This is a genomic window from Clostridium sp. UBA5119, from assembly GCF_002414285.1.
GTDB classification, from domain to species: domain Bacteria; phylum Bacillota; class Clostridia; order Clostridiales; family Clostridiaceae; genus Clostridium_J; species Clostridium_J sulfidigenes.
Map to the genome: position 1 here is coordinate 7,359 of NZ_DHYX01000027.1, position 5,335 is coordinate 12,693.

Below are 5,335 nucleotides of genomic sequence, written 5' to 3' on the forward strand. Positions count from 1 at the left end.
TTACGATAGCAATGAGCTCTTTATCTCCAATTAATTTTTTTATATTTTTTGTGTTAGTGGCTATTGTATCTAAATTTATCTCAGCCCATACAGGTCTCATTATTTTTTCCATTGTTACACCTCGTAATTTCTTTCATTATTTCTAGTAAGCTATTTTAGTTATATTCATTAAGAATTTACTTCGTTATATCAAGTGAAACTTACCTTATACTATTATTTTAGTATAATTACATTAAATCACAAGAACCAGTTAGTACAGGATTTATTGATAAGGTGGTTTACTTAGCTTTTTTATATTATCACCAATTATTTTTATTCCTACTTTGATATCTTCATCACTTACTCTACCAAAGCCTATTCTAAAGCAGTCCTTGCCTTTGTCACTATTTATATAAAAGATATCACCAGGCATAAATAGCACATTATCCTTATAACATATATCTAGAAGTTGTCTTGCATTTATATTATTTTTAAGCTTAATAAATATATGAAGGCCACCTTCTCCAGTAACATATTCATAAGGGATGTATTCATTTATCATTTCCATAACCAGATTATACTTATCTCTATAATATTTTCTTACATTTTTTACATACCTACTAAAGGCTCCACTTTTTAAGTAATAGTAAAAGGAAGCTTGATCAAGGAAAGAACAGTGAATGGTTCTACTTCTTTTTACACTTTCTAAAACATCAATTAAATCTTTACTTGCTAAAATCCATCCAATTCTAAGGCCTGGAAAGAGTATTTTAGAAAGACTGCCAATATAGATTATACTATTACCCATGCCACTTAATGATGCTATGGGATCGATGGGAGAGCTAGAGTATAGAAGCTCTTCGTTAAATCCATCTTCAATTATAGGTACAGAGTACTGTCTAAAAAGATTATAAATTTCTTTTCTTCGTTTGGTTTTGGTTACAATACCTGTAGGATTATTATAAGAAGGGATTATATATCCAAATTTAGGATTATACTTTTTAAGCTTCATTTGTAAATCTTCTAAATCCATACCTTCTTCATTCATTTTTACTTGGATAACTTCAATTTCATGGGATTTCATAATTTTTAATGCTGTATTATGGGTAGGTTCTTCACAAAGGATTATATCTCCTTTTTTAGTTAAAGAACCTATAATAATATCAAAGGCTTCAGTAAAACCGTTAGTGATTAATATATCTCTACCTTCAGTATTAACTCTTTTTTCCTCCATATACTGAAGAAAATATTGGATTAAAGGGGCATATCCCTTAGCATATCCATAGTTTAATAGGTTTTCTTCCTCATAAGTCCAAGCATCTAAGAGAGATCTTTTAAAGTCATCCATATTAAAGAGACTAGGTTCAGGGGCAATAGATTTAAAGGAAATCATATTGTTTTTATAGGGAAGTTCACTTTTAATAATATCAAGATTTCTAAGGGTATCAGCATAATTGTTAATCATATTCATAAAATTAATATTATATTCTTCACAGGTGTTTTCAGTCTCCATTAAAATAAAGGTACCAACACCCCTCTTAGTAGTTATTATTCCTTTGCTTTCCAGTTCTTCATAGGCAGCAATGACAGAATTTCTACTTATGTTTAAAAGCTTACTTGCTTCTCTTGTGGAAGGTAGTTTACTATCTTTTTTTAATTCACCCTTTTTTATTCCATTAATGATATGTGTCTCTAGTTGCATATAAATAGGTTCATCCTTATTTATAATTAGAGTAGAAAATATCATATTTAACACCACCTATTTTTTTATTAATTGTATTCTTATAAAAGTTATCATAAGAATACAAAGTAAAAAAGATTCAAGTTTGCATTGGTTATCTTTACAAAACCAAACAAAAGAATCACTTAAAAATAGTTTATTAGAAAAATAAGTTAGTTTCAATAGAAAAACAAGAATAATTGTTGTAGAATATTAATAGAAATTTTGAAATACTTAGGAGGACATCATGAATAGTTTAGTTATTGTATTTTTATTAGCAGTAGTAGGAGGGGTTATTGGATGGGTAACAAACATATTAGCTATAAAGCTTATGTTTAGACCAATTAATCCAATTAAAATCCCATTAATAAATTTAGAGATAGTAGGATTAATTCCAAAGAGAAAAAATGAAATAGCACAAAATATTGGAGAAGTGGTGGCAAAGGAGTTATTATCAATTGACGATATAATAAAAAATGCAATCACAGAAGAGGATAAGGTTATATTTAGTCAGTTAGTTAAAAATAAAATAAGAAATTTAGTGGCAGGAAAGATGGATTTTGTGCCAGCACCCTTTAGGATCATGGTTCAAGGGCCAATTAATAACATTATAGAGGAAGAAGTTGATGAGGCTTTAAAGGAAATGGAAAGTGAAGCTGTTAATCATATCAAAGATAAAGTAGATATTAAAGAAATGGTTGAAGAAAAAATAAATGAGTTGGATTTACAAGAACTTGAAAGAATTATTATAAATGTAGCTAAAAAGGAATTAAAACATATTGAAGTTTTGGGCTTTATCTTAGGAGCTGCAATAGGTATAGTTCAAGGATTAGTGGTTATGCTCTTTAAATAAGAATATACATAATTATAGATAAGCAGTTGATATGAAGTATAAAATATGATATGTTAAATTAAGAATTTAATAAAAAATCCACAGAATTCTGTGGGAGAGGTTCGTAACCATCCCTCTATAAAAAACTAGGGAATAAGACTTATATGGTCGTGCTATACCCTTAGTGCGACCTTTTTTAGGTTGTATTTTTTATGCCTTGGGATGGAGCTCAAGGCATTTTTTTATGTTTTCATTAAGAAAGGAAGAGAAAAGATGGACAAGAGAAAAGTAATAATAGATTGTGATCCAGGAATTGATGATTCATTGGCTATAATTCTTGCATTAAAATCAAAGGAGCTAGAAGTGAAGGGTATAACTATAGTATCAGGGAATGTTCATGGAAAAAAAGGGGCAGAAAATGCATTAAAGATACTTAAAGAACTAAATAGGTTAGATATACCAGTGTATCTTGGGGAATGCGAACCTATGGAAAGAAAATTAATTACTGCAGAGGATACCCATGGAAGTGATGGACTTGGAGAAAGTTTCTTACCAAGGGTAGAGGAGGTAACCTATAAAGAAGGTGCCGTAAATTTTATTCTAGATGAGTTAAAATCAGAGGATATCACAATTATCGCATTGGGTCCTTTAACTAATATAGCAAAAGCTTTAGAAAAAGATTGTGAAGTTACAAGAAAGATGAAGGAGTTAGTTCTTATGGGAGGAGCTTTTAAGAGCTTTGGGAATTGCTCTCAAGTAGCAGAGTTTAATTTCTGGGTTGACCCTCATGGTGTAGAAAAAGTCTTTAAGGAATTAAAAAGGAAGATTACTATGGTGGGATTAGATGTTACTAGACAATGTGTTTTAACTCCCAATTATATTGAGATGATAAGGCAGTTTAATGAACCTCTTGGAGAGTTAATTGTAAAGATAACTAAATTTTATGTGGACTTTCATTGGAACCAAGAAAGAACCTTAGGATGTGTAATTAATGATCCACTAGCAGTAGCATATTTTATTGATCCTGAATTATGCTCTGGAAAGGAATATTTTGTAGATATAGTTACAGAGGGAAAAGCTATAGGAATGACACTGGTGGATGAAGGGGATTTTTATAGAGAAAAACCAAATTGTCTAGTGTTAACAGAAGTAAATTCAAAAGGTTTTATGGAAATGTTTCTAACAAGAATTTTTCCAAAGCATAAAGAAGATATAATAGCAGTTTTAAATAATTCTAAATATGGACTAAATTAAGAGGAGGAAGGTTAGAAATATGAATAGTAAAAAGAATAAGAGAATTATTTTTATGGGTTTAGCAGTAGCTATAAACTTAGTAGGAGGATTTATAGCATTATCATTAAAACTTCCAATTTACATTGATACTATAGGAACTATTTTAGTTTCAATATTATTTGGACCAGTAAGTGGAGCTGTGGTTGGAGGATTATCATCAATTATTAATGGTATAACTTTTGATCCTATTTCATTTTATTTTTTACCAGTACAATTAGTAGTGGGTATAGGTACAGGAATGTTATTTAGAGGTAAGAAGGTTGGAGTTTTAAAGTTGATTTTAAGGATATTACTAGTTACAGTTTTAGGATCAGCAACAGCAGCAGTTATTGCTTCCTTTGTTTTTCAAGGTGTAACTTCCTCAGGTTCAAGTATTTTAGTTGCAATACTTAAAAACTCTGGAATTAGTATTATTACAGCAGTTTTTTCTACTCAGATTTTTACAGATTTATTAGATAAAGCTGTGAGCTTTGGATTAGTTTTTACAATTATTAAAATGTTACCATTAGATATTAAAAGCAATATTGTTGGGGATGAATAGTATGGATAGATATAATATAATAACAGGGAAAAATAAAAGAGAAATAGTATTACTAAAGGCTTTTCCTTGTGTTTGGGGGAAGTGTACATTTTGTGATTATATAGAGGATAATTCAACAAACTCTTCAGAAATCAATGATATAAATAAAAAGGTGTTAAAGGAAGTAAAAGGAACATATGGTACCTTAGAAGTGATTAATTCAGGAAGTTGCTTTGAGTTACCTATTGAAACTTTGGAAAGTATTAGAAAAATAGTAAGAGAAAAGCATATAAAAAAGATGTTCTTAGAAAGCCATTGGTGCTATAGAAGTAGATTACAAGAAATGAGAGATTTCTTTGGAATTGAAATTATCTTTAAAATTGGAGTTGAAAGTTTTGATAACAATTTTAGAAATTTAGTGTTAAATAAAAATGCTAGATTTAAAGACTATAATGAAGTTAGAACGTATTTTAGTTCAGTATGCTTAATGGTAGGAATAAAAGGGCAAAGTAAAGAAATGATTAAAAGAGATATTGATATAGCACTAAGTCATTTTGATTATGGAACAATAAATATATTTACAGAAAATACTACGGATGTTAAGAGAGATGAAGAATTAATAGGTTGGTTTGAAAAGGGATATAATTTCCTTAAGGATGTTAGTAAAATTGAAGTGCTATTTGAAAATACAGATTTTGGAGTAGGGGATTAATTTAAGAATTGCCTTATTAAAAGATGTAATATACGAGGTGAGGCAATTACTCACCTCGTATATTATTATATTAATGAAAATTCAATAATCTTATCTAGTAAAGTTGAATATTTCATGTTAGCAGCTTTTGCACTTTTGGGGAATAGAGAATTTTTAGTCATACCAGGTAAAGTGTTTAGTTCTATTACATAGGGTTTATCATTACTCACCATTATATCTACTCTTGCGTAGGCTTTACAATCAAAGATTCTATAACATTTCTTAGATATTTCATTGATT

At 29.3% G+C, this 5,335-nt stretch carries 6 protein-coding genes, 1 pseudogene and 1 riboswitch; of the genes and pseudogenes, 4 read left to right on the forward strand and 3 right to left on the reverse strand.

Features of this window, described 5'->3' with window-relative positions; genetic code table 11:
- The coding region (locus B2671_RS03340; RefSeq protein ID WP_346869157.1) for a hypothetical protein at positions 1 to 112 on the reverse strand (112 nt) is incomplete at its 3' end.
- A 150-nt stretch (positions 113 to 262) separates the two neighbouring features.
- Positions 263 to 1,726, reverse strand: a complete 1,464-nt coding sequence (locus tag B2671_RS03345) for a PLP-dependent aminotransferase family protein (protein WP_346869153.1) — start codon at positions 1,724 to 1,726, stop codon at positions 263 to 265.
- Positions 1,727 to 1,946: 220 nt separating this feature from the next.
- Here B2671_RS03345 and B2671_RS03350 point away from each other — a divergent pair, with 220 nt between their 5' ends.
- The 4 genes from B2671_RS03350 to B2671_RS03365 all read left to right on the forward strand — a co-directional run bounded on the left by B2671_RS03350 (position 1,947) and on the right by B2671_RS03365 (position 5,056).
- A complete protein-coding gene (locus B2671_RS03350) occupies positions 1,947 to 2,552 on the forward strand; it encodes a DUF445 domain-containing protein (protein ID WP_346848022.1) in 606 nt (201 codons plus the stop codon).
- A gap of 90 nt (positions 2,553 to 2,642) precedes the next feature.
- Positions 2,643 to 2,687, forward strand: a riboswitch (PreQ1 riboswitch).
- A 117-nt stretch (positions 2,688 to 2,804) separates the two neighbouring features.
- The gene (locus B2671_RS03355) at positions 2,805 to 3,785 is read left to right on the forward strand and encodes a nucleoside hydrolase (protein ID WP_346869154.1); all 981 of its coding nucleotides are present in this window, start codon (positions 2,805 to 2,807) and stop codon (positions 3,783 to 3,785) included.
- Positions 3,786 to 3,804: 19 nt separating this feature from the next.
- Positions 3,805 to 4,365: an ECF transporter S component gene (locus tag B2671_RS03360; RefSeq protein ID WP_346869155.1), complete on the forward strand. Its 561-nt coding sequence runs from the start codon at positions 3,805 to 3,807 to the stop codon at positions 4,363 to 4,365.
- Position 4,366: 1 nt separating this feature from the next.
- A complete protein-coding gene (locus tag B2671_RS03365; protein ID WP_346869156.1) occupies positions 4,367 to 5,056 on the forward strand; it encodes a radical SAM protein in 690 nt (229 codons plus the stop codon).
- A 65-nt stretch (positions 5,057 to 5,121) separates the two neighbouring features.
- Here the strand turns inward: B2671_RS03365 and B2671_RS03370 are convergent.
- Positions 5,122 to 5,335 (reverse strand): annotated as a pseudogene (locus tag B2671_RS03370) (D-alanine--D-alanine ligase); the annotation flags it as partial.